Annotated in this window: 29 protein-coding genes, 1 tRNA gene and 1 pseudogene; 11 read left to right on the top strand and 20 right to left on the bottom strand. The window is 65.3% G+C overall.

Going from position 1 to position 24,232, the window contains the following annotated elements; all coding sequences use genetic code 11:
- Positions 1–114: 114 nt before the first annotated feature.
- On the top strand, positions 115–2,337 hold the full coding sequence (locus FHW94_RS12970) for a bifunctional diguanylate cyclase/phosphodiesterase (protein ID WP_168556266.1): 2,223 nt from the start codon (positions 115–117) through the stop codon (positions 2,335–2,337).
- 53 nt (positions 2,338–2,390) lie between these two features.
- Complete coding sequence (locus tag FHW94_RS12975; RefSeq protein ID WP_168556267.1) at positions 2,391–3,119, top strand: SDR family NAD(P)-dependent oxidoreductase; 729 nt, start codon at positions 2,391–2,393, stop codon at positions 3,117–3,119.
- 30 nt (positions 3,120–3,149) lie between these two features.
- On the opposite strand, the gene FHW94_RS12980 is transcribed toward FHW94_RS12975, so the two are convergent.
- Positions 3,150–4,907, bottom strand: a complete 1,758-nt coding sequence (locus tag FHW94_RS12980; RefSeq protein ID WP_168556268.1) for a fatty acyl-AMP ligase — start codon at positions 4,905–4,907, stop codon at positions 3,150–3,152.
- A 177-nt stretch (positions 4,908–5,084) separates the two neighbouring features.
- On the opposite strand from FHW94_RS12980, the gene FHW94_RS12985 reads away from it, so the two are divergent.
- The 4 genes and pseudogenes from FHW94_RS12985 to FHW94_RS13000 all read left to right on the top strand — a co-directional run.
- Positions 5,085–5,663, top strand: a complete 579-nt coding sequence (locus FHW94_RS12985) for a RecX family transcriptional regulator (protein ID WP_248290593.1) — start codon at positions 5,085–5,087, stop codon at positions 5,661–5,663.
- The gene (locus tag FHW94_RS12990) at positions 5,647–6,168 is read left to right on the top strand and encodes a DUF192 domain-containing protein (protein WP_168556269.1); all 522 of its coding nucleotides are present in this window, start codon (positions 5,647–5,649) and stop codon (positions 6,166–6,168) included. Before FHW94_RS12985 ends, FHW94_RS12990 begins: the two co-directional genes overlap by 17 nt.
- 148 nt (positions 6,169–6,316) lie before the next feature.
- On the top strand, positions 6,317–6,730 hold the full coding sequence (locus FHW94_RS12995; protein WP_168556270.1) for an NADH:ubiquinone oxidoreductase subunit NDUFA12: 414 nt from the start codon (positions 6,317–6,319) through the stop codon (positions 6,728–6,730).
- Positions 6,730–7,158, top strand: a pseudogene (locus tag FHW94_RS13000) (DUF2155 domain-containing protein); the annotation flags it as partial. The gene FHW94_RS12995 and the pseudogene FHW94_RS13000, both read left to right, overlap by 1 nt.
- A gap of 35 nt (positions 7,159–7,193) precedes the next feature.
- Here FHW94_RS13000 and aat read toward each other — a convergent pair.
- Positions 7,194–8,012: a leucyl/phenylalanyl-tRNA--protein transferase gene (gene aat / locus FHW94_RS13005; protein WP_210425656.1), complete on the bottom strand. Its 819-nt coding sequence runs from the start codon at positions 8,010–8,012 to the stop codon at positions 7,194–7,196.
- A 68-nt stretch (positions 8,013–8,080) separates the two neighbouring features.
- Between aat and FHW94_RS13010 the strand changes: the two genes are divergently transcribed.
- Positions 8,081–8,156: transfer RNA gene (locus FHW94_RS13010), tRNA-Trp, on the top strand.
- 51 nt (positions 8,157–8,207) lie between these two features.
- On the opposite strand, the gene FHW94_RS13015 is transcribed toward FHW94_RS13010, so the two are convergent.
- The 10 genes from FHW94_RS13015 to FHW94_RS13055 form a co-directional block, all read right to left on the bottom strand.
- Complete coding sequence (locus FHW94_RS13015; RefSeq protein WP_168556271.1) at positions 8,208–9,344, bottom strand: tyrosine-type recombinase/integrase; 1,137 nt, start codon at positions 9,342–9,344, stop codon at positions 8,208–8,210.
- 132 nt (positions 9,345–9,476) lie between these two features.
- Positions 9,477–9,761 (bottom strand): hypothetical protein, encoded by a 285-nt coding sequence (locus FHW94_RS13020; RefSeq protein WP_168556272.1) that lies wholly within the window; start codon positions 9,759–9,761, stop codon positions 9,477–9,479.
- A gap of 38 nt (positions 9,762–9,799) precedes the next feature.
- Complete coding sequence (locus FHW94_RS23585) at positions 9,800–9,934, bottom strand: hypothetical protein (RefSeq protein ID WP_282599587.1); 135 nt, start codon at positions 9,932–9,934, stop codon at positions 9,800–9,802.
- On the bottom strand, positions 9,931–10,143 hold the full coding sequence (locus tag FHW94_RS13025) for a hypothetical protein (protein WP_168556273.1): 213 nt from the start codon (positions 10,141–10,143) through the stop codon (positions 9,931–9,933). The genes FHW94_RS23585 and FHW94_RS13025 overlap by 4 nt, the downstream gene beginning before the upstream one ends.
- Before the next feature lie 152 nt (positions 10,144–10,295).
- Positions 10,296–10,787: a hypothetical protein gene (locus tag FHW94_RS13030; RefSeq protein WP_168556274.1), complete on the bottom strand. Its 492-nt coding sequence runs from the start codon at positions 10,785–10,787 to the stop codon at positions 10,296–10,298.
- Positions 10,784–13,438: a toprim domain-containing protein gene (locus tag FHW94_RS13035; RefSeq protein ID WP_168556275.1), complete on the bottom strand. Its 2,655-nt coding sequence runs from the start codon at positions 13,436–13,438 to the stop codon at positions 10,784–10,786. The genes FHW94_RS13030 and FHW94_RS13035 overlap by 4 nt, the downstream gene beginning before the upstream one ends.
- Complete coding sequence (locus FHW94_RS13040) at positions 13,435–13,797, bottom strand: hypothetical protein (RefSeq protein ID WP_168556276.1); 363 nt, start codon at positions 13,795–13,797, stop codon at positions 13,435–13,437. Before FHW94_RS13040 ends, FHW94_RS13035 begins: the two co-directional genes overlap by 4 nt.
- Before the next feature lie 78 nt (positions 13,798–13,875).
- Complete coding sequence (locus FHW94_RS13045; protein ID WP_168556277.1) at positions 13,876–14,238, bottom strand: ogr/Delta-like zinc finger family protein; 363 nt, start codon at positions 14,236–14,238, stop codon at positions 13,876–13,878.
- Entirely contained in the window at positions 14,235–14,693 is a 459-nt protein-coding gene (locus FHW94_RS13050) for a hypothetical protein (RefSeq protein WP_168556278.1), read from the bottom strand. The genes FHW94_RS13045 and FHW94_RS13050 overlap by 4 nt, the downstream gene beginning before the upstream one ends.
- Positions 14,690–15,010: a YdaS family helix-turn-helix protein gene (locus FHW94_RS13055; RefSeq protein WP_168556279.1), complete on the bottom strand. Its 321-nt coding sequence runs from the start codon at positions 15,008–15,010 to the stop codon at positions 14,690–14,692. The genes FHW94_RS13050 and FHW94_RS13055 overlap by 4 nt, the downstream gene beginning before the upstream one ends.
- Before the next feature lie 47 nt (positions 15,011–15,057).
- Here FHW94_RS13055 and FHW94_RS13060 point away from each other — a divergent pair, with 47 nt between their 5' ends.
- The 4 genes from FHW94_RS13060 to FHW94_RS13075 are packed head-to-tail and all read left to right on the top strand — an operon-like array spanning position 15,058 to position 17,751.
- Positions 15,058–15,765 (top strand): S24 family peptidase, encoded by a 708-nt coding sequence (locus FHW94_RS13060; RefSeq protein WP_168556280.1) that lies wholly within the window; start codon positions 15,058–15,060, stop codon positions 15,763–15,765.
- Between the two features lie 32 nt (positions 15,766–15,797).
- Entirely contained in the window at positions 15,798–16,121 is a 324-nt protein-coding gene (locus FHW94_RS13065) for a hypothetical protein (protein ID WP_168556281.1), read from the top strand.
- Between the two features lie 26 nt (positions 16,122–16,147).
- Positions 16,148–17,164: a hypothetical protein gene (locus FHW94_RS13070; protein WP_168556282.1), complete on the top strand. Its 1,017-nt coding sequence runs from the start codon at positions 16,148–16,150 to the stop codon at positions 17,162–17,164.
- A 53-nt stretch (positions 17,165–17,217) separates the two neighbouring features.
- Positions 17,218–17,751: a hypothetical protein gene (locus FHW94_RS13075; protein WP_168556283.1), complete on the top strand. Its 534-nt coding sequence runs from the start codon at positions 17,218–17,220 to the stop codon at positions 17,749–17,751.
- Here the strand turns inward: FHW94_RS13075 and FHW94_RS13080 are convergent.
- The 8 genes from FHW94_RS13080 to FHW94_RS13115 all read right to left on the bottom strand — a co-directional run bounded on the left by FHW94_RS13080 (position 17,748) and on the right by FHW94_RS13115 (position 24,205).
- Positions 17,748–18,743, bottom strand: a complete 996-nt coding sequence (locus FHW94_RS13080; RefSeq protein WP_168556284.1) for a contractile injection system protein, VgrG/Pvc8 family — start codon at positions 18,741–18,743, stop codon at positions 17,748–17,750. The two genes, FHW94_RS13075 and FHW94_RS13080, sit on opposite strands and share 4 nt — an antisense overlap.
- A 3-nt stretch (positions 18,744–18,746) precedes the next feature.
- Positions 18,747–19,145 (bottom strand): phage tail protein, encoded by a 399-nt coding sequence (locus tag FHW94_RS13085; protein ID WP_168556285.1) that lies wholly within the window; start codon positions 19,143–19,145, stop codon positions 18,747–18,749.
- Positions 19,145–21,517: a phage tail tape measure protein gene (locus tag FHW94_RS13090; protein WP_168556286.1), complete on the bottom strand. Its 2,373-nt coding sequence runs from the start codon at positions 21,515–21,517 to the stop codon at positions 19,145–19,147. The genes FHW94_RS13085 and FHW94_RS13090 overlap by 1 nt, the downstream gene beginning before the upstream one ends.
- Positions 21,514–21,654, bottom strand: a complete 141-nt coding sequence (locus FHW94_RS13095) for a GpE family phage tail protein (protein ID WP_210425657.1) — start codon at positions 21,652–21,654, stop codon at positions 21,514–21,516. Before FHW94_RS13095 ends, FHW94_RS13090 begins: the two co-directional genes overlap by 4 nt.
- Positions 21,651–22,001: a phage tail assembly protein gene (locus FHW94_RS13100; RefSeq protein WP_168556287.1), complete on the bottom strand. Its 351-nt coding sequence runs from the start codon at positions 21,999–22,001 to the stop codon at positions 21,651–21,653. The genes FHW94_RS13095 and FHW94_RS13100 overlap by 4 nt, the downstream gene beginning before the upstream one ends.
- A gap of 122 nt (positions 22,002–22,123) precedes the next feature.
- Positions 22,124–22,633, bottom strand: a complete 510-nt coding sequence (locus tag FHW94_RS13105; RefSeq protein WP_168556288.1) for a phage major tail tube protein — start codon at positions 22,631–22,633, stop codon at positions 22,124–22,126.
- Positions 22,634–22,672: 39 nt separating this feature from the next.
- Positions 22,673–23,836: a phage tail sheath subtilisin-like domain-containing protein gene (locus FHW94_RS13110; RefSeq protein WP_168556289.1), complete on the bottom strand. Its 1,164-nt coding sequence runs from the start codon at positions 23,834–23,836 to the stop codon at positions 22,673–22,675.
- 12 nt (positions 23,837–23,848) lie between these two features.
- Entirely contained in the window at positions 23,849–24,205 is a 357-nt protein-coding gene (locus tag FHW94_RS13115; protein WP_168556290.1) for a GPW/gp25 family protein, read from the bottom strand.
- Positions 24,206–24,232 lie beyond the last annotated feature (27 nt).

The following is a 24,232-nucleotide window of genomic DNA, read 5'->3' on the forward strand; positions in this document are numbered from 1 at the left end:
TAGCCCCGGCATCCGCGCGCCTGCGGAAATGGCCGGCAAGGCAACGTGAAACCCCGATGGATAAAGCCGCCTTGGAGTGGGGCCTTGCGCGCAAGGCACGGGGAAAGCGATGTCATGCCTGGAGCAGTTTCTGCCGGATTGATTGGGGCCGAAGCCCGTACCCGTCGGCCCGGCTCGCTGGCCGGCGGGGTGCTGGCTGGCGTGGCGATGATCCTGGTGGCGATGCTGCTGTCCAGCGTGGTCTTTTCCATCGTCCGGGCCGACAACAGTATCCGCGACGCCGCCACGCGCCGGGCGCAAAGCGCCATCGATCTGCTTTCCACGCTCCATGTGCAATCCATGCTCAACCGCGCGACGTTGTCGGACGACGATGGTGCAACCCGCGCATTCGATGCGACCATGAGCGCCTTTTCGCGCGATGAAGGCCATGTCCAGGTGTGGATGGCGATGAGCGCCGAGACGATGTACTGGCAGGCGCGCCGCGGCGCGGCCACGATCGAACCGCCGCGTGATGCGCTCGACAAGGCAGGCCTTGCGCGCAGGCGCGAACTGATCGACACGCGCGGCGGCACGGTGCGCATCGTGCGCCCGGTGATCCTGGGCCAGGGCGTCGCGGCCGACGCGCGCTGTGTTGCCTGCCATGGCGCCGGACCAGGCGCGTTGCGCCCGGGGCAGGTCATCGGTGTCTACAGCGCGCAGGCGAACATGGCGGCAGAGCGTGCGCACTGGCGGCGCATGTTCCTTGATGAAGTGACGTGGCTGGTATGCGTGGCGCTGGCCGCGTTGCTGGCGCTCTCGCTCTGGCTGCGGCGGGCCTTGCTGCGCCCGCTGCGGCGGGTCGAGCGGATTGCCCTGCGCATGGCCCATGGCAACATCGACCGACCGGTGGAGAGTCTGGCCACGAGCCACGAATTCGGACGGATCGGCACCGCGCTCGAGCAGTTCCGCCAGGCCTTGGTGCAAAAGCGCGCGCTGTCCGAATACAATGCCTTCCTCGCCACGCACGATAGCCTGACGGGCCTGCCCAATCGTGGCGCCTTTGCCGAGCGACTCAAGCATTTGCTGGTCGAGGCCGGCACTGCCCGCGCTGGGCCGACGATGGCGCCGGTCGGGCTGTCTGGTACGGCAGACGAACCGCCGGCGGCACTGTGCGTGATGATCGACCTGGTGCGCTTCAAGGCGATCAACGATCGCCATGGGCGCGAGGCGGGCGATGCCCTGCTGTGCACCGTCGCGCGCGCGCTGCGCCAGGCACTGCAGCCTGGTGAGCATGTCGCGCGGCTGCATGGCGATGAATTTGCCGCCTGCCGCCTGGTGTCGCAGAGCGAAGGCATCCACGATTTCCTCTCGCGCCTCGCCCGCGCGCTGGCCACGCCGCTGCACGACGGTGATCTGGTCTTGGGCACGGGTGGCAGCATCGGCTATGCGCTGTCACCCGAAGATGGCTCGTGCGTCGACGAATTGATGGGCAATGCCGATCTTGCCATGCGCCGGGCCAAGGCCGATCCGCACGTTGCCTATACCCGCTATGACCCGCAGAGCGACGAGCCCTCGCGCACGCGGGTCGCGCTGCTCGACGATCTCGCCCTTGCCGTGGCGCGGGGCCAGATCGTGGTGCATTACCAGGCCCAGCACGACACGATGACCGGTACGGTGGTGGGCTATGAAGCGCTGGCGCGGTGGATCCACCCCACCCGCGGCCTGATCAGCCCGGCGGTGTTCATTCCTTTGGCCGAGGAAACCGGCCTGATCGGCCCGATCGGGGCGTTCGTCCTGCGCGAGGCCTGCCAGCTCGCCGCGCGTGAGCCGCAACCGGTGCGCGTGGCGGTCAATGTCTCGGCAGTGCAGCTGTGCGATCCGCAGTTCGATCGGCTGGTACACCAGATTCTGGTCGATACCGGCCTTTCGCCCGCGCGGCTGGAACTCGAACTCACCGAAACCGCGCTGATCACCCATCGCGATCGCGCGTTGCATGCGATGCGCCGCTTGAAAGCGCTGGGCGTGCAGATCGCCGTGGATGATTTCGGCGTGGGCTATTCCTCGCTCGAGGCGATCAACTTGTTCCCGATCGACAAGATCAAGATCGATCGCTCGTTCGTGACGACCTACGACGTGGAGCCCAAGGGCCGCATGCTGTTGAAAGCGATCATCACCATCGGCGAATCGCTGCAAGTGCCGATCCTGGCCGAAGGGGTTGAAACCCAAGCGCAACTGGCGTTCCTGCGCTCGGTCGGCTGCACCCAGGTGCAGGGCTTCCTGCTCGATCACCCACGCTTGCGTGAAGACCTCCCGCTCGACGAATGCGGGGACACGGCGGGCGTTGCCGACGTGGCCTGATCCGTCCTTTCGGGCTGGTCGACAGTGCCGGCCTGCGCTCCCACATTCCTGGCATGACGGACGGTGGCAGGCAGGTTGCGGTATTCGGCGCATCGGGTGGGATCGGTGCGGCCCTGGTGGCCGCACTGGCGGCGCGAGACGATATTGCGGTGGTTCACGCGGGCGCGCGCCGCCCCATCGCTGCCACGGCCAAGGTTAGACCCTTCACGTTCGATTATGGCGATGAACCCGGCGTGGCGCAGGCCTGTGAAGCCCTGGCCCGATCCGGCCCGCTCGACATGGTGCTCGTCGCCACCGGGCAATTGACTCTGCCCGATGGCAGTGGCCCCGAAAAAAGCGTGCGCGGCTTGCGCGGCGCGGCGCTGGCCCAGCAGTTTGCCGTGAACACGATCGGCCCGGCCCTGGTCATGGCCCAGATCCCCACGCTGCTGCCGCGCGATCGGCGCGGCGTGTTCGCCGTGCTGTCGGCACGGGTCGGCTCGATTTCCGACAACCGCCTGGGCGGCTGGCACGGCTATCGCGCGGCCAAGGCGGCGCTCAATATGCTCCTGCGCGGCCTGGCGATCGAACTGGCGCGCAGCCATCCGCAGGCCGTGGCCGCCGCGCTCCATCCCGGCACCGTCGATACGCTGCTGTCCGCGCCGTTCCAGCGCGGGGTGAAGCCTGAAAAGCTGTTCACGCCCGCCTATTCGGCAACGGCCATGCTGGACGTGCTGGAACGGCTGCAGCCGGCCGACACAGGCAAGCTGTGGGCCTGGGATGGCGCGGAAATTCCGTTCTGAAACGAAGCCCCTGGCGGGATCCGCTAACGATCAAGCCGCCAGGCTATACGGCTCGATCTCGCCCGAAAGGTACAGCTTCTTGGCCTTGGCGCGGGACAGCTTGCCCGAGCTGGTGCGCGGCAGGGTGCGCGGCGGCACCAGTTCGACCACGCAGTTCATCCCGGTGATCGAGCGGACCTTGTCGCGGATCTGGTCGCGCAGTTTCACGCGCTCTTCGGGGTCGGACACGCGGCAGTGGACCAGCACGGCGGGGGTCTCTTCGCCGTTTTCGGTTTCCACCGAGAAGGCGGCAATGTCACCCTGGTGGAAGCCGGGCAACTGCTCTACCGCCCATTCGATATCCTGCGGCCAGTGGTTCTTTCCGTTGATGATGATCATGTCCTTGGCGCGGCCGACGATGAACAGGTAGCCCTGCGCGTTGACGTAGCCCATGTCGCCGGTGTCGAGCCAGCCATCGACCATGCAGGCATCGGTCGATTCCGGATCGCGGAAGTACGAGTGCATGACCGACGAGCCGCGGCACCACACCTTGCCGATGTGGTGATGTTCCAGCGCTTCGCCATTCTCGCCGCGAATCGCCACGTCCATGCCCAGCACGGGCAAGCCGCAGTTGACGATGGCGCGATAGCGGGCCGGGCGCGACAAGTCGCGCGGGGTGCCCGAAAGGCGTTCTTCTTCCACCAGTTCCACGCGGATGCCTTCGCCCGGCGGCATGATCGTCACGGCCAGCGTCGCTTCGGCCAGGCCATAGCTGGGCAGGAAGGCGCTGGCCTTGAACCCGGCATCGGCAAAGGCGTTGACGAAGCCCTGCATCACGTCGGGGCGGATCATGTCGGCGCCGTTGCCGGCCACGCGCCAGCGCGACAGGTCGAACCGTTCGGCCACGTTGGTCTGGCTGGAAATGCGGCGGGCGCAGATGTCATAGCCGAAGGTGGGCGAGTAGGAGAGCGTGGTACCCTGGTTGCGGCTGATCAGGTCGAGCCAGGCGAGCGGGCGGCGGGCGAAATCCTCGGTCTTGAGGTAATCGACCGAAACCTGGTTGGCGATCGGCGAGAGGAAGCAGCCGACCAGGCCCATGTCGTGATACCACGGCAGCCAGCTGACGCAGCGATCGCCATCGCCGATTTCCATGCCGTGCGAATGCCCGGCCAGGTTGGCCAGCAGCGCGCGGTGCGTCACGGCCACGCCATGGGGAAAGCGGGTGGAGCCGCTGGAATATTGCAGATAGCAGATCGCGTCGGGATCGGCCGCAGGCAGCGCGTCATCCGAAAGCGCGCCATCATCGAACTGTGCCCAGCTCAGCCCCGGGCACCCCTGGCGCGCGGCGGCTTGCCCGCACATCTCGGCCAGCTCGCCGGGATAGACCAGCAGGCACGGATCCGAGCTGGCCAGTTGCACGGCCAGCTGGTCGATGTAGTTTTCCTTGCCGCCAAAGCTGGTGGGCAGCGGCAGCGGCACCGGCCAGGCGCCGGCATAGACCGCACCGCAGAACAGCGCGGCGAATTCCGGGCCGGTTTCGGCGATCAGGGCCAGCCGGTCGCCCGGCTTCACGCCGCGCGCCACCAGGCGGCGAGCGGCGACCAGCGCATCGGTGCGCAGCTGCGAAAACGGATAGACCTGCTTCAGCGTGCCGCGCGGGTCGTGGAAGTTGAACCCCCGCTCCCCTTGCGCGGCATAGTCCAGCGCATCGCAAAACGTGGCAAAGTCCGCGTAACGGCGCGGCTGCGCATCGTCATTGGGCGTTGGAACAAGAGCCATCTTTTCTGCGACGGCGGCCGAAACGGTCATGCGGAACCCCGGAAATGAAAACAGTCTGTGCCAGGCCCGCCACTTCCGCGCGATGCGGTGAATGGCGGCTGACTGGCCGTGGCTCCTTGCTTGGGGAACGTCTGGACGCAAGCCCCATTGGTCAAGAAACCGTAAGCCGAGGTTCTCATTTAATCCGGAGTGTGGCACGAATATGGCGTGAACCGCCCTCCTGTACCAGATCGTCGCAAGTCCCGTCCCGCCCGGCCGCTCGATGCTGCCCTGCTCGATGAAATGGCCTTGGGATACGTCGCGCGGTTTGCCACCAGCACGGGCAAGCTGGCGGCTTATCTCAATCGCAAGCTGCGCGAACGGGGCTGGGCAGAAGATTCGCCCGTCCCGCCCGATGTGGCCGCGATCGTGGCCCGGATGGCGGATGCCGGCTATGTCAGCGACGAAGGCTATGCCCGCATGCGCGGGGCCAGTCTGCGCCGCCGCGGGCTGGGCGCGCGCCGCATTGCCCAGGATCTGGGCCATGCCGGCATCGCCGCCGATCTTCGCGACGATGCGCTTGGTTCGCGGCAGGATGCGCGGGCCGCCGCGCTGGCCCTGGCGCGCAAGCGGCGGCTTGGCCCGTTCGGCCCGCGCGATGCCGAGGGGCGGATCGAGCCGGCCTTGCGCGAAAAGCAGGTCGGCATTTTTCTCAGGGCAGGGCACCCCCTTGCCATGGCCCGCGCGCTGGTGGATGCAGCGGGCGAACGCGAAGCGGAAGATTGGGTTTATGAAGCAGACGATTAAGATGGGCATGACGGGCGCGGTGCTGGCTCTTGCCGCTGGCGCCATGGCATGCTCGCCGGCAACTGCGGATGCCGGGCACCACAAGTCCGATGCGTTGGCGGCGCCCACGGGCGCCGTGACGGTGCACCCGATTTCGGGCCTCAAGGTCATTCCGCTGGCCATCGCCACCAAGTCCGGCCGCCATGATTTCCGCGTGGAAGTGGCCGCTTCGGGCGAAGAGCAGGAAAAGGGCCTGATGTTCCGCACCGCGATGGGCGCTGACGAAGGCATGATCTTTCCGATGGACCCGCCGCGCATGGCCGCGTTCTGGATGAAGAACACGGTGATCCCGCTCGACATCATCTTCATCGGCGCCAACCACCGCGTGCTCAATGTGGCGGCCAACGCTGTGCCTTACGATCTGACCGCACTGCCGTCGTCCGGCCCGGCGGGGGCGGTGCTCGAACTCAACGGCGGCCGCGCCGCGCAGATCGGGCTCAAGCCCGGTGACAAGGTGGCGTGGTAAGCGGGCCGGGGCCGCGCTGAAACTGCACGATCGCGCATTTCCCAAACGGACCCCAAGCCCTTTCAACAGACCCTTGCCGACTCCCCCTTTCAGGGGCTAGGGGCGAAAAGGCCCGTCAGCGGCGGGCTGCAACTGGAACAAGAGCTTCATGAGCATTCTCGGCAAGATCTTCACCTGGTGGAACGGCGCCACCTTCGGCACCCTGCTCGACAGCGCCCGCCATGGCGAACTGGTGGGGCACGATGCCCAGGGCAACAAGTATTACCGGGCGAAGAAGCCGTTCCCCAAGGGGCACCCGTTCCAGGGGCGCGAGCGTCGCTGGGTGATCTACAACGGCGCCAACGATGCCAGCCGCGTGCCGGCCGAATGGCACGGCTGGCTGCACGGCACGCTTGATGGCGTGCCGGAAAGCAACCTGCCGCCGCCGCGCATCTGGGAGGTGGAATTCACGCCCAATGCCACGGGAACGGCCCAGGCCTATCGCCCCCAGGGCGCGCTGGAGCGGGGCGGCCATCGCGCCGCCGCCACCGGCGATTACGAAGCCTGGTCGCCCGAAGGCTGATGCGCGCCCGCGCGCCGTCGGTCGCGGTCGTGCTGGCTGGCGGCGTCCTGTTGCTGGGCGGCGCCCTGGCCGGTTGCAATCGCGAGCCGGCCGAAACGGCCCCGCCCGGTGAGGCGACGGCGGCCGCGCCAGTGCCCGCAGCCAGCGGCGGCGTAGCCGAAAGCGCGCTGGGCACACCGGTCAAGGATCGCGTGGCCACGCTCGGCTTCCTCAACAAGCGCAACAATATCACGCAGGACATCGTGCTGCGTTCGGGCGAGGCGCGGCGCATCGGCAATGCCATCGTGCGCCTGGGTACCTGCGAGCGCACCGCGCCATGGGAAGACCCGGCCGAAACCGGGGCTTTCGTGCAGCTTTATGTCGAAGAGCGTGCGACGACCGAACAGAAGCTCACCTGGCACAAGGTGTTTTCGGGCTGGCTGTTCAAGAATTCGCCTTCGCTCAACGTGGTCGAGCACCCGGTCTACGATGTCTGGGTCAAGGACTGCGCGATGAAGTTCCCGGGCGAGGAAGACAGCCCCGCTTCGGCCGCTGCGGCCAAGAGCGCGGCAAAGCCGGCTGGCAAGCCCGCTGCTGCGGCGCCCGAACCCGATGATGCTCCTGCGGCCGACGATGCGCCGGTGGAGGAAGACGCGGGCACTCCGGGCGATTCGACCACGGAATAACCAGGCGCTGCATAACGCCCTGCTTCGTCCAGCAGGCGCAGATATTCGGCTTGTGGAATTTCCACCGCGCCCAGCGAGGCGAGATGACTTGTGGAAAACTGGCAATCGAGCAGCACCGCGCCCGCCTGGCGCAGCGCCGCGACCAGCCACGCCAACGCCACTTTCGACGCATCGCTTTGCCGGCTGAACATGCTCTCGCCGCAAAAGACGCGGGCAAAGCCCACCCCATAGAGCCCGCCCACCAGTTCACGCTGCCCGTCCGCCCCGGTGATCCAGGTCTCGACCGAGTGGGCATGGCCCAGTGCGTGCAGCGCGCGATAGCTTTCGCGGATGCGCTGTGAAATCCAGCTGTCCTGCGCGCCATCGCGCGGCGCCGCGCACGAATCGATCACCGCATCGAAGGCGGTATTGCACGTCACGGTAAACCGCTCCCGCCGCAATGTCCGCGCCAAGGACCGCGAGCAGTGGAACCCGTCGAGCGGCAGGATCGCCCGCAGCCGTGGCTCCACCCAATAGATTTCGGGATCGTCCCGGCTATCGGCCATGGGAAAGATTCCGGCACGATAAGCCCGCAGCAGCAAGTCGGGCGGGATCAGGGAAGAGGTCGATTGCAGCATGACGGTCGAAAATCTTCATCCGCCGGTTGCACTGCCCGCGTCAACCCACTAAGGGCCCTCACCAGCACAGGAGCGTAGCTCAGTTGGTAGAGCATCGGTCTCCAAAACCGAGGGCCGGGGGTTCGAGTCCCTCCGCTCCTGCCACTTCCCAGGCAAAAGCCAGGAAGTACAGGCACCTGTTGCGAGGTTAGCCAATCACGCCTTCGGGCGGTTAGCCAAATCGAAGTCGATAACAGGGGCCATGGCCTGGCGGGCCATGCGCTTTTGCTCAACCGCAGCGGTGTAGACCGCCACCTGGCGATCGGTCGTCCAGCCTCCCACAGCCTTGAGTTCCTGATTCGACGCGCCGTTCTCGGCTGCGCGGCGCGCGGCGGCCTTGCGCAGGCCGTGGGCGCTGCAATGGGGCAGGCCGGCATCGTTGCACCATTTGCGCATGCGCTGGCCCAGGCCGGCGCGCGTGAAGGGTACGCCGTAATCGGTGACGAGAAATGTTTCGGTGCCGGTGACGGGCATGGCCTCGATCGCTTCGATCAGCTGCGGCGCAGCCGGAAGCCACAGGACCTGGCCGGTGCTGTCCTTTGTCTTGGACGGGGTAACCTCGATCTTGCCGTCTTTCAGATGCTTGCGGCCGAAGGTCGATGCGTCGCCACGGCGCAGGGCCGTCCAGAGGAAGATCTCTAGCGCCAGGCGCGCTTTCGTGCCCAGCTTATGGTAATTGCGATATTGCTGGATCTCGTCCTCGGTCCAGGTGTGGAAGCCGCCCTTGGGCACGGATATCGATGCGGCCTGGTCGACCGGGTTGGGGCGCTGCAGGCCGAGCAGCTTGATCGCATAGTCGAAGAACGGCTTCAGCTCGCCGCGCAGGTTGTTCGCCGCGCTGGGGCCGCCGATCATCCGGCCCTTTTCGTTCTGCCGCTTCTCGGCCGCGCGCAGCAACAGCGCCTCGATGTGGTCGAACCGGAAATTGGTGATCAGGTCGTGCGCGACGCTGGCCACGAACTTTTCGAGGATGAGGCGGGCAGTGCGTGCTGTGGCCGGGCTCTTGCTGCCAAGGAATGCGGCCGAGGTGTAATAGCGGCCGGCAACCCAGCCAACTGTCCCTTGCGCGTAGCGCGGGGTGGGCTCTGCGGTACGCTGGGCGATGAAGCCTTCCAGTTCCGCCTTCCCCTCGGGCGTGTTGGGGTGCGCCTTGAAATAGGCAGACCGCCCGGCAAGGCGCCAGCGATAGCGGCGCTTGCCATGGCGGTCGACAAAGGAGCTGACGTTGACGGGAAGCTTTTCCTTACGGGCCATTGGGTAGCAGTCGATCCAGCGGGTTTGGTCGGGGCACATCCTTTGCCCCTTCCGTATAAATCCTAATTTCGCCGGTGGGCGAAACGACGACGGTGCCGACCGGGACGCCGGCTCGAATCACGGCTTTCACCGTTCGTTCGATGTGAGATTGCTTGATGGGAGCCTTGCTTGTCACCGTTTCCCTCCATTTTGGTGGGAAAGTTCTGCTGCGTCGATTTCAATTCGGGCGGCGGTTTGCAGTGACGGCGATCGGAGACCAAGGTCCATCTGGCAACGGCGCAATGCGGATTGCAAGGGTATCCCCTCGCGCCCGTCAGACCAAGCACAGCGGGCAACCCATTCGGGATACCCGCGTCGCAGCATCTCAATTGCGTATCTGTTGTCGTAACCGGTTGGTTTCGGCGAGCAAGAGGCGAGCGCCAGGGCAAGGCCGACTATTGAAGCATATTCGGTCATTTGGGCCGGCTTCCTTTCGTTACGGGTAACGGCCAATGTCACCAGGGGAGGCAGTGCTCGAGCGGGCAGCGGGCGAAGCCAGCGATGACGCGATCGAGGATGTGGAGGGTGGCGCCGAGCGCGAGGGTGAGCGTCGCGGCGCGGGCGAGGTCGCGGGGGCCGAGGGCGATCATTGGGCCGCATACCTGGGCGCGAGGCGCTGGCGGCGCGGGCGGGGCTGGGTGGCCTCGCGCACGGGGATGCCGGCGCGGGTGCAGTCTTCGCACCAGACCTGGCCGGCGCGGGTGGTCCAGCCCACCGGGATCTGATTGTCGGCGGCGCTGTGCTGGTTGCCGCAGCGGCATTCGAAGAGGGCGGGGGCGAGGCGTTGGGCAGTCGACATGGGCAATCTCCGGTCAGCGGGTGAGGATTGCCAGGAGATGCGCCCTGGCAGCGGTGAGCCACCGGCGCGGGCCGGCGGGGATGGGGAAGCGGGAAGGCTTGCGGCCAGCGGCCGGGAGGCAGGCGCGGCAGGGGCAAGCCATGGGGTGCAGGTCACGCGGCAAGGGGCGCCTCCACCTGGGCGGCCTCGGCGGCCATGAGTTGGCGCAGCACGAAAGTGCGGGCGCGGCAGGCGCGGGTGCGACGGCCGGGTTCGAGGTGCCAGGCCATGGCAATCACCCATTCGGCCTGGGCGGCCAGCTCGGCCGAGAAGCCGCGATCCTCGCGGGCGATCTCGGCGATGGTGGCGATGCTCTGGTCGAGGGCCTCGCGCATGGCCGGGATATGCTCCGCCTCGGCCGGGGCGCCTTCGCCCGTGGCCATCCAGCGCCATTCGGCGGCCAGGGCTTCGAACACCGCGATCTGCGCGTCGGCATCGGCGGCGGACATCCGGCCCTTGGCGACCAGCTGGGGGAAGCGGTTGCGCCGCGTGTCCAGCATGCGTTCCGCCATTTCGCGGATCTCGGCATAGTCGAACGCAGCGGCGGGCGGCTCGGGGCTTTGGATGCCGTGCCAGTTGCGAAATTCCTGATTGGCCCAGGTCATATGATGCGCTCCGCCTTGGTGGCGGGCTGCTCGAAAACCCAGCAGGCGACGATGGAACCGGCGGGGTTGTTGACCTTCTTGCGGTCCACGAACTTCCGGCTCTTGCTGCCGCGCAGCACTTTCTTGAGCTGCTCCACGTTGGGAGCGGAAAGGCCCGCGTTGCGGCAGCGCGATTCGAACTCGGGGAGCTGGATCGCGAACAGCCGATCCTTGTCGCGCGCCTGGTTGAGGGATTTGCCTTCGGCGTGGTCCTCTGGCTTTTCGCGGGCGAGCAGGTAATCCACCTTTTCCCAGAAATCGGCCACGGCGGGATGGTCACCGCCGGCACTCAACTGGCGATCGAGCGCGAGCGCCTCGATCAGCTTCAGGGTTTCGGCCACCCATTCGGGGCGGACATTGGGGAACAGGTGGGGCAGGGTTTCCACCGCCGCCGCAAGCTGGCGATGGTTCTTGATGACGCGGTCGTTGTGCAGCCCTTCCACGCGGGTGCGCAGGTCACGTTCGTGGAATTCCGACCGAGCGAAATAGTGCTCCAGCCACTTCGCCTCGTTGCGCACGACATGGACGATGGTGCCCGAGAGGCTTTCCATCGGCCATTGTTCGAGTCGGATCGCGGCGGCGCGGGTGGCCTCGTTGCGCCCGCCCTTGTCGATCGACATGGAGATGAGGCGCTCGAGCACAGCCGGGATCGCGTCGATCCGCTCATTCTGCACCAGGTAGATCGTGCCGAGGAACGGCGGTTCGCTGGTTTCGACGCCGTTGCTCTTTTGCCCGGTGCCGCGCGGCGACCGGCCGTTGAACAGCACCAGCAGCTCGTTGTGATCGAACTGCCGCCCGCCGCCGCGCTTTTCATCGTTCCGGCCGCTTTCGATCAGGCCAACCGGCAGATTGGCCACCTTGATCAGGCTGCGCGCGATAAAGGCGGGAGTGGCCTTGTTGGGGTCAAACCCTTCGTATCCGCTGCGGCCGAGCAGCTTCCACAGGAACTCGATCAGCGTGGATTTGCCCGAACCGGGCTGGCCGGTGATCTCGAGAAAGCCGATGGACTTTTCGCGCTGGCGGATCTGCACCGCAAAAAGGGACATGACGAAGAAGGCCAGGCCGACCATGGCCTTTGGCCCCCAGGCGGTCCACAGATCGGGCACCCAGGCCATATCGAGTCGCTCGGGATCGTATTCGATGTCGAGCAGGCGCTCGTTGCTGCGCGGCTTGACCGCTGCCTTGCCGAAATCGAAATAGGCCTCGCGGTTGATCTCCACCACGCGGCCCTCGCGCACGGCCAGATCGCCCAGCAGCCAGGCGCGGTGCGCGGCGGAATAGCCGGTGAAGTAGATCGGCTCGACCACCTTGAGGGCGCGGGTCTGCGCCCGCATCATGCGGTCGAGCTGCTCGCCCGTGCCGCTCCACATGCCGGCGAAGGCCATCATCCGCTTCTTGAACTCGCCGCTGTTGGCGCAAGCGGCAGACGAGAACCGGGCCTTCACCGGCCGGTCCTCGAACGGGAAATCGATGTGCAGGAAGTAGCTGGTCTCGTCCGCGATCTCGTCGCGCTCGCGGTAGAGCAGGCGGAACGCGCAGTTGGCGATTTCCTCGACCACGATGCGGCGCTTCTGGGTCTCGTCGTCGAACGAAACCTTGCAGGACCACAGCCGGTTCTTGTGGCGGAATTCGAAGGATGAAACGGCCTGCTTATGGTCCGCGATCAGGCGGGCCTTGTCGCGGGCCGTCTCCGCGATGGTGATCGCGCCGTTGTAGCGGTATTGGTCGAAGGCCCAGTCGGAGAGCGGGGCCTTTTCCGGGTCACCGGCCCAGTCGAGGTGTTCCTTGAGAAGGTCGTTCCAGTCCTTCTTGGTGCCCTCGCCATCGGGGCGCACCTGCATCGCGCTGGCGTCCCAGCCCTCTGCCGTGGCGCGCTTCACATACTTGATGGTGTATTCGACGCCAGCGCGGCCGACGTCGAACGCGAAGACCAGGCGGGGGCGCACGGTGCGCTTGATGCGCTCCAGCTCGGCGCGCAGATCGGCCAGGAACAGCTCGGGCCAATTGTTGGTGGACATGGCCGAAACCGCCACCTTGCGCACCTGGCACAGGGCGACGGCGTCAAAAATGCCCTCGGTGATCAGGATTTCTTCGGCCTTGGCGATCTCTTCCATCGAGAGGCGCGGCGGGATCCAGCAATGGCCCTTGTAGGTGCCGCCCTTGCGGAAATGGGCCTTCTTCTCGAACCGGCCGGGGCGGTCGATCAGCCGTTCCCAATAGGTATCGCCCACGGCGAAACGGACGGTGGCCGAGGTGTGGCCCGTCTTGTGATCGCGGTAGAGTTCCTGGGTATAGCTGCCGCGCAGCAAGCGCAGATCGAGGCACCGCTCGTGCTGCAGATAGGCATCGGCGGTGGCGGTGGGGTTTTCCTCTGTTTCGGGGAAGCGCTTGGACCAATCCTCGAACAGATCGGGCAGGGCATCGCGCACGGTGATTTCCCATCCGCAGCGGTCTTGCCGGCCGCAGCGCACGATCTTGGGATCCTTGGCGGCGCAGAATGCTTCGCGCTTGCCGCAGGCCGGGCAGGTGCCCTCCTGCAACCAGGCGCCCTTGGTCTTGCGGAACTGGTATTGGGCCTGAAGGCCTTTCAGGATTTCGGCTTCCAGGTTCACGCGGCGCGGCCCTCGATCAGGCGCACGGTGCGCAGCACCAGGTCGCGGCCGGCGGGGGTGAGAGCAAAGCGGGCGCTGCTGTGCCGCACCGCCTCGCGCGCCAGCTTTTGCAGGCTGCGCTTCCAGGCGGCATCGGTGAATGTCACCAGCCCTTCGCCTCGGCCGAATGGCGCGCCCTCGATGCCGGCATAGGCGCTGGGCGCCCAGAAGCGCAGCTCGGCAAAGCCGGCGACCGATGCGAGAAAGGCCCGCTCGGCCGCGATCAGGTGGGGGGCCGTCAGGCGCAGGGCGTGGTCAAAGGAAATCCTGCCCGGTGTGGGCAGGGATGGTTGGCTGGTGGCGCGGTGTGCGCTGGGCATAGGTCCCCCTCCGACGGAATCGCCGCCGTTGAAAATTCGCTGTGGTGTGGGTGGCTGGCGGGCGGGCGCCCGGCCGGGTCAGCCGGTGAACATGCTCATCTGCCCGTCATCCGTGCCCTTTTCCGGGGGCATGACGTGGGGCACCTGTTCGCGCGGGCAGACCTTCAGGTTGAGGTCTGGCCGGTCGATCAGGCCGGGGTTGAAGCTATGCACGAAGGTCAGCTCGTTCAGCCAGGTGTGGCCGCAGCCGGTGTTGGTGCAGTGGCAATGCAGGTGCTTGACCGTCACCGTGATGCGCTCCGACCGGCGGATGAAGCCGGGCGCCTCGCACTTGGGGCACAGCACGAAGGCGCGGTTGGCCTGGGTGCCGCTCGATCGCATGCGGAATTCCAGCGGCGCATGGATCAGGGGCCGCGATTGCAGGTGGCCTTCGCCGCTCATTGGTTCCCTCCCGTTTCGGTGCGCTTGATCGCGGCAAGGCCATCGGTGAGCGTGTCGATCGCTTCCTGCACTTCCTTCGTGGCTTCGCGCCGCGCTGCCGGGTTGTCGGGCTGGCCGCTGGCCTTGATCAGCGCGGCAACGGCCTCGCCGGCTTCCTTGGCGGCGCCCATGGCGATCTCCGAAAGGGAATGCCCCGCCACATCGTGCGCGGCGACATCGAGGCGCAAGGCCATCAGCCGGTGGAACGGCGCATAACCGCCGCCGCGCTCCAGAAAGGCGCGGTCGAGGCGCTCGGCATCGATCATGCGGATCTCGGTTTCGCAATCATGGTCGGACCAGAGGCGCACGGCCCGGCCGGAAACGCCGCAGATCGCGCCACACTGGTCCCAGCCAATCACGGCGGCAACGTCGGTGAGGGTGGCCTCATAGGTGAGGGGTTCGCGCCGTTTGGTCATGCCGCTGCACCCCGCTTCGAAGGGCGCGCCTGATTGAAGAGGACGGCCGCCTGGTAGCGATCTACGCGCTGATCGACGCCGTGCCAGCGCGGTCCCGGCGCCAAATCAACAGGGTAGAGATCGGGGCGCAAATGATGACGAGGGACGCCGGTAACCTCCTCCGCTTTCAGGACGTGTTCGGCGGGGAGCTGTTTCGATTGGTTCAACCACCGCCAAACAGTGGGCTGAGATACTTCGAATGCTTCGGCCATAGCCTCCTGCGTCGAGAAGCAATCGGCCACCTGCATCAGGGCTTCAAAGCGCGTCGGTGTCTTCATACGCTGACGTATATACGTGAATGCATAAAGGTCAACGGGAAAGTTGGATGAACTGTTATTCGGTTCCGTATAACCGTAGCGTTATGTGGGAAATCGTGCCGGAAAACCTGATCGCTGCGATGCTGCGGGCCGGTATGAACCAGTCACAGCTTGCTTCTGCGGTAGGGGTCAAACAGCCATCGATCGGGCGTTTGCTGAGCGGAGAAACCAAGACAACGAGGGCACTTGATCGGATTGCCGCAGTGCTGGGCACCTCGCCGGCCTATCTGAAGGGGCAAACGGATGATCCTGAAAGATCGCCGTCGGACCCTGTGGCGCTGGTCCCCGTGCAGACTGCAAATCCCGACATGGTCGAGATTGCGGAGTTCAACCTCGCCTATGGCTTGGGCGGCACATATATTCATGAGGCGCCAGTCAACCGGGTGATGCGCCCGTTCTCCAAGGTCTGGGTGCGGCAATTCACGCAATCGCCGATAGAGCAGCTTTTCTGGGCCACCAGCAGCGGCACATCGATGATGCCCGCGATCCTCGACAGCGATATCCTGCTGATCGACACCGGCCAGCGAACGCCGCGCATGTGGGACCATGTCTGGGCCATCGAAATGCACGGCCTGGGCATGATCAAGGCCCTGCGACCGGGTAAGGATGGCGCCATGCGCATCCTGTCGCTCAATCCCGACTATCCCGAAGAGGTCGCCTACGATGGCGAGATGAACGTGATCGGCCGCGTGGTGGCGATTGTGCGGAAGATTTGATGCTGTGAAGTGAACGCGTAACAGGGGGCGAAATGTTTTTGATTTTCATGGCGGCTGCCGCTGTCACAGCGGATCCGTCTGCTTGCTCGGCAGCGGTGCATAATGATCTGTCCAGCGCGGTGGTTGCCTGTAGCACAAAGGGCCTGATGGTCGATCCGCTCGGCAAGGGGGGTGTCACCGATGCCTGCCTTACCGCGCTGAAGACCGGGGAATATGTCGGGCAGTATGGACCAAAACTCCCGGAGATCGGCCGGAACGGTCTGATCCGCGATTTCGACAAGAAGATTCAACTTTGTATTGCACCGCCAAAACAGCCGGCAACGCCAGAGCTGAAAACAACCAACCTCTGGGATTGAGCGCAAGCTAAGGGCGAGGAGGCATAGTGGCTGAAGACATCATCAAAAAGGTCAGAGTCCATTATAGGCGCGCGACATGGGACGGCACTGATCTTCCAACCGAATCTCTACAGCAGATCTTGACGTCTGTTTTAGCCGGGCAATTGGGCAATGATGCCCGTGAACGGATTATCCCCGTGACCGACGACGGGCAGCACAAGGGGTGCTTGAATTTCTCGGTGCCGCGATCCGAAGCCCTCCTGGCTGATATCATGCACTTGGACGGGCGGAGTGTCTTGCCGACATGGATCGATCCAACCGAGCCGAAACCCGTGGCCAAAGTCATCCCGCGGCAACTTCCCGTTGGAGAGCGTTCCTTGGGGGAACCTGCCTATATTTTGGTCCGTGATAACCATGTTGCGGCGATTGAAAGGTTGGGTTTCCGGACTACAAATCTCGCAGTTTATCTTAACGGCTTGATGCACAAGTCAGGTTTAGTTTCAGCCAATGCCCGGTGTCGCTTGGTGCCGAAAATCGAGTTGCAAGGTAGCTTGAAAAAGGGCGGCGGCGTCAAAAAGATCATCGTCAAGCCATACGCTGCTGTCATGGGCGACGGGCCAACGCAATCTCATGAGGAACGGCGGCAGCGCGGAAGATTGCGCCGCGCCGCCTCGAGGTTCGAGGGCTTGGCCGTTTATGGCGAAAGAATCTTTGGGATGTTGGAAGCCGTCGGTGCGGATCAAGCCAAACTGGAGGATCTACGCGCAGGGATGAGCTCCGACCTGATTTTGAAGGCGAAACTGGAGTTGACCGTGCAGTCGATCAGGCAAAAATCGACTGCCGAAATTTCCAGTGAAACCGTTCACGAGGCTTTAGCTGAACTGGCGCTCGATGGCAGTGTCGATATCGTAGATGAAAACGGCCGGAACGATGGTAAGCTGGTGCAGTTGGTGCACAAGGCAGAGGTTGCCGAGTCTGGCGGCTTGTTGGAATGGGACCATGCAGCCGCCGCGCTGAAATCGGCAATGCTGGCTTGGGAGGCAAAGAAAGCAATCGAGTTGTAGCTATGGGCGGATTGGTCAGGACCATCATAGCAGGCGTATCAGGCGCGGTTTTGATGATCTATCTGCCGCGACCAGGCGTTCTTGCTGCAACTCAGGAAATCATCGGCTTCCTGGCCCTGCTGATGGCGGGACTATTGCCGGCCATGACGGTAACCGCGACCGTTTTAAGAGGAGAAGGCATTTCAGCCCGGAGAGTCGAGGAATACACGGGCGCCCTGCGCGCACAGATGCGTTTCTGGGGTAGCCTATTTGCAGCGGCAGCCCTTTCAACGCTCGGCATCGTCATCGCCAAGATATTCTCTGCGCAGGATGTGCATGTGAGCATTGATCTGCATTGGCTGAATTGCAGTGAAAAGACAGTCACCGCATTCGGCGTAGCATTAGCCGGTAGTGGATTAGCTATCGTAATGGCTCGGCTATATCCAGCATATGAAGGCTTGGTATCCCTTCTTCAGTTGAACAGCGCGATGGCTCGAGTTGAGGCAATTGCCAGAGATAGAACGGCGCGGGATGCGTTTTCGATCGACCTTGCTGATATACAGACACCCGACGAATATCGCTCTGACATCTATCGGATCGAATCCTAGTGTGATTCTAGCGTCAGGCGCTGTTTTAGGCCGCCAGCGCCTGCGGTCGTTTCAATGCTTTCCACCAGCCACGATGTGCCATCGATCGCGCCGGTCCAGCCTGACAGGCTGGCCTTGGCATTGGGCTGGATCTGCACATCGGCAATCGCCAGCTCGTAAGTGAACGTGCGCTTGCCGCGCGCGCGCTTCTTGGCCTCTGCTGTGGTGGCCTGTTGGGCCTCGGCCTCGCTGGCATAGACGCGCTTCAGGCGTTTGCGGTTGGTGCCGGCGGTTTTGTGCGTGCGGCGTTGGCCGGTGCCGGAATCGTGCCATTGCGCCTCTGCCCCATCATACTGCCCGCGATCGGCCTGGCGGCAGGACCATTGCCAGCCATCCTGGCGGGTGAGCGTGATGGTGGGGATCGTCTTGCCGGTGGCGGTGGTGGCGCTGCCCACCGGCATGAAGATGAGCTGCTTGTTCTTCCACGTCGCCACCGCATCATAGCGCTGGCCGAGATCCTTGACGAAGGCGTGGTCGCTCTTGTTGTGCTGCTCGAGCAGGGCAACGGCAAGGCCCGCCAGATCGGGATGCACCTGGGCCGACAGGCCGTTGCGCGCGGCGATGCTGGAAAGGATGGCGCCCACCGTGGTGTCCTTCCACACCTTCACGCGGCGCTGGCGTGCGGTGCCGGTGAAATCGGCCGAGCGGGCGCGGATCATGATCTTGTCGGGCGGGCCGCTCTCTTCCACTTCGTCCACCCGGAACGCGCCCTTGTCGACCAGGCCGATGGTCACGCCGTCCCCGCTTTCCCAACCCAGGGCGAGGCGGATGTAGCGGCCGGTTTCGGGCACCTTGAGCAGACCGTCGTGGTTTTGCAGGGTGAGCGATAGCTCGTCGGCCTCGCCGCCGCGCTTTTCGGTGAGGGTTAGCTCGAGAAAGCGTGGGTCGATCTTGTCGGCCAGATCGGTGCCGTCGTCGAGGGTGAGGCGGATGCCAGCCTTGTTCGCGGCCATGGGTCAGGCCTTGCGCTTGAGGGTTACGGTGAAATCGATGCTGCGCGGGATGCCGCCGGCCATGATGGTCTGGTGGGTGAGATCGAGGCCGACGATCACGTAATAGCCCCAGACCTCGCCCAGGCCATTCATCAGCGCCCAGGCTTGGCCGGTATCGCCCATGTCCACCAGCGTATCTAGCGCGCTGTATTTGCCGGCGATCTCCGGGATGCAGCTGCCGCCGATGGTCACGTCGTCATCGCCGGGGCCGATGAACTGGACGGCCGGCCGCGCGCCGAAGCGCTCGCTGGCTTCGTGGCGCCAGGTGATGCGGCGTTGCAGCTCCGAATAGGCCAGGGTGTCCATGCCGAACACGAACATGCCCAGCGTCAGGAGCTGGCCGGGGGTGGGCGCCGACGCCATCAGCGGCCGTCCGTGTCATAGCGCGAACGCGCGGCCACGCCCTGGGCGGCTTCCAGCTCGCGGCGCACCTGGCGGGCCAGGTCTTTGACGTCCATGCCGGGGGCGCCGTGGACGTGGATGACGATCGAGGGCGCGGCGCTGCCGCCCGCGCGGCCCATCGCGCTGGGCGTGGCCGAGGCGGGCGATAGCGCCATCGCGCCAGCAGCGGCCACCCCGGTAGCCATGCGCCGCGCGGCCTGCGCGGCATTCTTGCCCTGGCCATCGATGCCAAGGGCAAACCCGTTGGCGACATGGCCGCCCATCGTCATCATCAGGCGCGAGGGCGACTTGATGCCGAAGAAATCCTTGAATGCCCGCACACCGTTGCGCGCCACCTCGAGCAGCCGGTTGCGCAGGCCGAACGGGTCGATCATCGCCAAGAGGCCCTGCATCATCATGCTGCCGATGTTGCTGAGCCATGCCGGCGCGGCGGAGAGCGTGTCTTTCACCCACTGCCAGCCCGCGCCAAACGCCGCCTTGATTTTGTCCCAGTTGGTATAGACGAGATAGGCCAGCCCGCCGATGGCAACGCCGATCGCGACGATTGCCAGCACCATTGGGTTGGCCAGCATCATCAGGCCGGCGCGCAGGAAGTTCCATCCCATGACCATGGCGGCACGGCCGGCATTGAGAAGGGCGCCGCCGAAGCTGGCGATCTTGCCCACCGCAAAGCGCGCCGCCATGGCCGTGGCCTGGCCAGCGGCGACGGCAAACCGGGTGCCGGCCGCCCAGGCGAAACGGCCCGCGCTGGCCACGGCAGAGCCAGCTTTCAAGGCGTTGGAATAGACAGCCATAAACCCGGTTGAGACGCGGGTAACGGCATTTGCGATACCGCCAGCATCCCGGAACTTCTTGAATAGGCCCCAAGCTGTCGACATCGGCCCAAGCACGCTGCCGAACGCGAACTGCAGCGCGCCGATGCCGACGCGCGCGGCAACCGTGCCAGCCAGCAGCGAGGCGAGAGAGCTGGCGAGTTGCGGGTTGGCCGCTGCCCATTGGCCCACGCGGTCCATCACGTTGGTGATTGCGCCGAGGAAGGGCAAGAATTGCGGCAGGAGCTTGGTGCCTACCACGATCGCCAGGCTCTGCAGTTGCCCGGTGAAATCCTTCCATTGTACGCTGGCGTCGCGCGCCTCGCGCTGGCCGAACGCGCCATCGACAGTGCCGGCGCTCTGGTTCTGGATCTGGCCGCGCATCTGCCGGTATTTGTCCATGTTCTGGATCAGCGCGAGCAGGCCCATCTGCGCCTGCTGGTCTTCCACCACCCAGCCCAGCTTCTTGGTGTCGCCTCCGGTGGCCTTTTGCGTGGCGGCGGCGAAAGCCTCCATTGTCGTCATGCCCTGGGCCTGAAACTTCTTCATGGCCGCCGGCAGGTCCACGCCGAACTTGGTCTTGAAGGCGTTGATCACGGTGGGCGAATTGATTTTGGACAGCAGGTTACCGATGTTGTTCGCCGCCTCGTCCGCGCTGCCGGCGGTGTTCATGGCGATTTCCAGCGCGGCGGTAAGATCGGCCACGGCGGGCGTGCCGGTGTCGCCCAGCGCCTGAAGCCGGGCGGTGAGCGCGGGGAAGTTGCGCGCCATGTCGGCCACTTCGAAGCTGCCGACGTTGGCGCCCGCCGCCATCATGTCCAGCGCCTTGGCGGTGTCGGCCAGGGGCACCTTGAGGTTGTTGAGGTTGGCAAAGGCGGCGGCGCTGCCATCGGCCAGCTCCACCTTGAACGCGGTGCCGAGGCGCCCGATTGGGCCGATCATCTGGATGGCCTGGCGCGGGTCCATGCCCTTGGCCGCCAGCACATCGATGCCGGCGCGCATATCTTCGGGCAGCTGGTGGGAGGCGCGGGCCAGCTGCATGATGCTGGCCGCCATGCGATCGGTTTCGGCGTTGGTCAGCTGGGCCTTTTGCTGGATATCGACCATGCCGCTGCTGAAATCCATCGCGGCCTTGCCCGCTAGGATGAACGGCGCAGCCATGGCCACGCCGCCGAGCATGTTGTCCTGCCCTTTGCTTTTCACATCCTGTCCGCGCCGGGCCATCGCGGCCACATCGGCATTCACGGCGGCCAGGCGGCGCTGGCGTTGCAGCTGGTTGTTCACGCCCCGGAGAGAGCGCTCCAGTTCGTTTTCCCGGTTCCTGGCTTCGGTGAGGTCGCCGTTGCCCTGCTCGATCTGGCGGCGCGTGGCCTTGAGCTGGTTCTCCAGCTTGCGCTGCTCGCCGGTGAGCGCCTTGATCGAGGTGCTGCCCTGGCGGCCCAGGCCCACGATGTTGCGCAGCGCGCCGGACATCTTGTCCACGCCGATGAAGTTGATCAGCAGGGAGAGCTTATTGCTCATGACGGCTTGTCCTTACTGCCCCACATGCGGTTCCAGCGGTCGATGGCCTTGCTGCGCCACAGCATGAGATCGGCCAGGTCGAGCGCCTCGATCTCGGCCAGGGGCCAATGGAAGATCGCGGCGATATCGGCGATCATGTCTTCGGCGCGAATTCCTCGATCATCGTCGTCATGATCTTCCGCTCCGTCGCCGACATGAAAAAACCCCGGACGACTCCCGCGATCTCGGCCAAGTCATCGGCGCCGAGGTTGTTCACCTCGGGCACGGTGAGCGGCGGATTGGAAATGCGCGGGATTAGGGTGAGCATGGCCACCACGTCGGTGCGCAACAGATCCTGCAGCGAGAGGCCGCGCAGGGCGCCACCGCGCGGCTTGGTGAGGGTGATCGAGGCGATGGTCTGTTCGCCGCGCTTGATCGGTTCGGACAGTTCGACGGTGGCGGTGCCGGGATTGGCTTCGGCAGCTTCGGGCGGGGTATCGGCCATGTGCGGGGCTTCCTGTGCTGGGCTGGGCGGGGCAGGAAGGCCGGGGGCGGGAAACGAACAAAGCGCCCCCGGCCACCGCAGACCGGCGCCCCGCAACAGGACCGGCCGGCGGATCAGGTTGATCAGCTGGTGAGGATAGCCATGATTTCGGCGTAGCGATCGACGCCATCCACGCGGAACACACCCGCGATCATGTCGATCTCCACCTCTTCGACGCCATCGACAACGCGGCGGTAATAGGCGACCGCGCACTTGTACTTGTGCTCTGTCTCGTCGCCGGCCTTGGACTTGCCCAGGTCGATTTCGCTAAAGCGTCCGCCGAGGTAGATCTCCACCGCCTGGGCGGCGCTGCCATCGTCGGCCTGGTAGGCGCCCACCAGGCGCATCGGCGCGCCGGCCACGTCGGTGGTGCCGAACATGCGGATCAGCTCGGGCGTGTGGCCGCCCATGGTGACGGTGGCCTCCTGGGCTTCCAGGCCCTTGTCGATCTTGATCGGGCCGATCATCCCGCCGCCGCGCCAATCGTCGGTGGCGAGGGCCAGCTTGGGTTCCTCGAATTCGCCGATCACGCCCAGCCAGCTCTGGTTGGCGCCATAGGCGTTGATGTTCTTCAGTTTGCGCGGGAGGCCCATGGCCGGATCCTTTCAGGGGTGACGCGGGTGGGAAGGGGATCAGCCGGTCACGCTTGCCGCGAAGCCGGTGTAGTAGATGTCCGTGATCACCAGGTTGACCTGCGGGTTTTCCATCGGGGCGCAGGGGGTGAACTGGATGCGGAAATTGGGACGGCCGGCGGCCAGCTCGGCCGAGGTGTTGGCATCGGCATCGAAGAACGCCTGGGCGCCGATCACCTTGCCGTCGCGCACCAGCTTGCGGAACTGCGCGTTAGCCGTTTCGAGCTGGTCCTTGATCAGGCCCACGGTCATGGGCTGGTCGAAGAACGGGCTGAAGGTTTCGGCGATCACATCCTGCAGCGCGTAGAGCGTGCGCACCGCGCTTTCGAAGACATACTGGCTCTGATCGTCGCCCGCGCAGGTGCGGTTGCCCCAGAAGCGATAGCCCGCCGACGTGCGAATGATCGTGGTGATATCGGCATCGTTGAGCAGGCCGGCATCGGTGTCGTTGTCGAGCAGATCGTAATGCACGTCCTGCGTGATCGCGGTGATGCCGGGCACGGTCACATTGCTGATCGTTTTGTGCCAGCCCACCGTTTCATCGAGATAGGCGCGCATGCCGAGCGCGCGGGCGACGGCGTCGCCGGTGATGGTGGCCGAGCTGTTGGGCCAGATGAGCATCAGCTCGCGCGCGCCGAATTCCTCGCGATAGGTGCGAGCCTCGGCATTGGTGGCGCCGATCGCGCGGGCATAGGCAATGCCGCGCAGCTTCTTGGCCACGATCGCCAGCTTGGTGGTCACCGCCTGGGTATCGAGGCCAGGGGCGCCAATGATGCGCGGGCGGTAGCCGGTGACAGCCTCGGCGGTGAGCAGTGCCTGCATGCCGGTGTAGCTGGCGCCATCGGTCGCGCCTATCACGGCGGCATCCTGCGCCTCTTCGTCCACGCCCACGGCCACGCGCACGATGACGATAGTGGGGGTGACCACATCGTCGATCGCCTCGAGCGCGGCCTTGAGCGTGCCGGCGCTGCCTGCCTTGCCGGCGGCGACAGCGGCCGAGGTGAACAGAACCGGGGTGTTGAGCGGAAACGCCGCATCGATCGCGGCCTGGTTTTCGGGTGCCACGGCGGTGGACGTGCCGATCAGGCCAATTATGGCGCTCGACTTGGTGCTGATCGTGCGGGTGCCGGTGGTGGATTCGATAAGGGTGATGCCGTGGGCCATGGCCAAGATCCTTCAGCGGGTGGGCGCGGGGAGCGGGATGGTGAGGGTGACCAGGCTGTTGCCGAGGGCCTGGGCGGTTTTGCCGGTGATGTTGGCCGCGAGGTTGCCCTCGGCCGGGGTGCCGGAAAGCGTGACCTTGGTGACGGTCAATTCCGTCTCCCACGTCTGGATGGCCAGCGCGGTGGCGGCGCGCAGCAGGTGCGCGGTGGCGGCGTTGGTGGGCTGGTCGATCAGCTCTTGCCAGAGCGAGCCGAAATCGCGGCGCTGGACGCGGGTGCCGATGGGCGTGGACAGGATCTGGCCCACGCGCTGCGCCAGGTGCGCAACGCCCGAAAGGGGCTTTCCCGTGGTGGCGTCCATGCCGTTCATGCCCAGCGCCATGCCCCCCGCCACGCG

This window comes from Novosphingobium sp. SG720, from assembly GCF_012275365.1.
Taxonomy (GTDB): Bacteria; Pseudomonadota; Alphaproteobacteria; order Sphingomonadales; family Sphingomonadaceae; genus Novosphingobium; species Novosphingobium rhizosphaerae.

Bases quoted from the DNA above. Each gene is read 5' to 3' on its own strand.
- FHW94_RS13075 (WP_168556283.1), top strand. From the start codon at position 17,218: ATGATCTATCTGCCGCGACCAGGCGTTCTTGCTGCAACTCAGGAAATC.
- FHW94_RS13085 (WP_168556285.1), bottom strand. From the start codon at position 19,145: ATGGCGTCGGCGCCCACCCCCGGCCAGCTCCTGACGCTGGGCATGTTC.
- FHW94_RS12980 (WP_168556268.1), bottom strand. From the start codon at position 4,907: ATGACCGTTTCGGCCGCCGTCGCAGAAAAGATGGCTCTTGTTCCAACG.
- FHW94_RS13105 (WP_168556288.1), bottom strand. From the start codon at position 22,633: ATGGGCCTCCCGCGCAAACTGAAGAACATCAACGCCTATGGCGCCAAC.
- FHW94_RS13060 (WP_168556280.1), top strand. From the start codon at position 15,058: ATGAACTGTTATTCGGTTCCGTATAACCGTAGCGTTATGTGGGAAATC.
- FHW94_RS13110 (WP_168556289.1), bottom strand. From the start codon at position 23,836: ATGGCCCACGGCATCACCCTTATCGAATCCACCACCGGCACCCGCACG.
- FHW94_RS12990 (WP_168556269.1), top strand. From the start codon at position 5,647: ATGAAGCAGACGATTAAGATGGGCATGACGGGCGCGGTGCTGGCTCTT.
- aat (WP_210425656.1), bottom strand. From the start codon at position 8,012: ATGCTGCAATCGACCTCTTCCCTGATCCCGCCCGACTTGCTGCTGCGG.
- FHW94_RS12970 (WP_168556266.1), top strand. From the start codon at position 115: ATGCCTGGAGCAGTTTCTGCCGGATTGATTGGGGCCGAAGCCCGTACC.
- FHW94_RS13090 (WP_168556286.1), bottom strand. From the start codon at position 21,517: ATGAGCAATAAGCTCTCCCTGCTGATCAACTTCATCGGCGTGGACAAG.
- FHW94_RS13015 (WP_168556271.1), bottom strand. From the start codon at position 9,344: ATGTGCCCCGACCAAACCCGCTGGATCGACTGCTACCCAATGGCCCGT.
- FHW94_RS13045 (WP_168556277.1), bottom strand. From the start codon at position 14,238: ATGAGCGGCGAAGGCCACCTGCAATCGCGGCCCCTGATCCATGCGCCG.
- FHW94_RS13050 (WP_168556278.1), bottom strand. From the start codon at position 14,693: ATGACCAAACGGCGCGAACCCCTCACCTATGAGGCCACCCTCACCGAC.
- FHW94_RS13100 (WP_168556287.1), bottom strand. From the start codon at position 22,001: ATGGCCGATACCCCGCCCGAAGCTGCCGAAGCCAATCCCGGCACCGCC.
- FHW94_RS12975 (WP_168556267.1), top strand. From the start codon at position 2,391: ATGACGGACGGTGGCAGGCAGGTTGCGGTATTCGGCGCATCGGGTGGG.
- FHW94_RS13095 (WP_210425657.1), bottom strand. From the start codon at position 21,654: ATGATCGCCGATATCGCCGCGATCTTCCATTGGCCCCTGGCCGAGATC.
- FHW94_RS13115 (WP_168556290.1), bottom strand. From the start codon at position 24,205: ATGAACGGCATGGACGCCACCACGGGAAAGCCCCTTTCGGGCGTTGCG.
- FHW94_RS13055 (WP_168556279.1), bottom strand. From the start codon at position 15,010: ATGAAGACACCGACGCGCTTTGAAGCCCTGATGCAGGTGGCCGATTGC.
- FHW94_RS13025 (WP_168556273.1), bottom strand. From the start codon at position 10,143: ATGTCGACTGCCCAACGCCTCGCCCCCGCCCTCTTCGAATGCCGCTGC.
- FHW94_RS23585 (WP_282599587.1), bottom strand. From the start codon at position 9,934: ATGATCGCCCTCGGCCCCCGCGACCTCGCCCGCGCCGCGACGCTCACC.
- FHW94_RS13040 (WP_168556276.1), bottom strand. From the start codon at position 13,797: ATGCCCAGCGCACACCGCGCCACCAGCCAACCATCCCTGCCCACACCG.
- FHW94_RS13030 (WP_168556274.1), bottom strand. From the start codon at position 10,787: ATGACCTGGGCCAATCAGGAATTTCGCAACTGGCACGGCATCCAAAGC.
- FHW94_RS13065 (WP_168556281.1), top strand. From the start codon at position 15,798: ATGTTTTTGATTTTCATGGCGGCTGCCGCTGTCACAGCGGATCCGTCT.
- FHW94_RS13080 (WP_168556284.1), bottom strand. From the start codon at position 18,743: ATGGCCGCGAACAAGGCTGGCATCCGCCTCACCCTCGACGACGGCACC.
- FHW94_RS12995 (WP_168556270.1), top strand. From the start codon at position 6,317: ATGAGCATTCTCGGCAAGATCTTCACCTGGTGGAACGGCGCCACCTTC.
- FHW94_RS13020 (WP_168556272.1), bottom strand. From the start codon at position 9,761: ATGACCGAATATGCTTCAATAGTCGGCCTTGCCCTGGCGCTCGCCTCT.